The sequence below is a fragment of the Arthrobacter sp. SIMBA_036 genome (assembly GCF_046535135.1).
Taxonomy (GTDB): domain Bacteria; phylum Actinomycetota; class Actinomycetes; order Actinomycetales; family Micrococcaceae; genus Arthrobacter.
Map to the genome: position 1 here is coordinate 1 of NZ_JAWRXG010000077.1, position 352 is coordinate 352.

The window sequence follows — 352 nt, forward strand, 5'->3', positions numbered from 1 at the left end:
GTTGGAGTAGACCAGATGCAGGCCGTCGCGCGTCAAGTCTGTACCGGAGACCGTGGTTGAGCTATTCCCTGAACTGTACTGCCCGTTTTGATAGTTAACGTACGAATTCGAGAAATCTGGATTTGCTGCGGTAAAATAATTGGTGAAGCTGGGTGCGCTATCTGAGATCGAGAATGATAATTGATCTGTCACCAGGAAGTCAGACGCCGGATACACCACGTCCCGAAGGCCATCATCTGTCGTGGAGGGAATATTGAAACTATTCCAGCTGGCATTGATCGCCTGACATGCAGGCGATTCAGCAAGCGCCTGCGTTGGCGCAACAGACAGGAACGCCAGCAGAAGCGCTGGG

Annotated in this window: 1 protein-coding gene; it reads right to left on the minus strand. The window is 52.3% G+C overall.

The window, feature by feature from the left end:
* Positions 1 to 352 (minus strand): hypothetical protein (locus SB659_RS19200; RefSeq protein ID WP_410551542.1); only part of this gene is annotated, 352 nt, incomplete at both ends.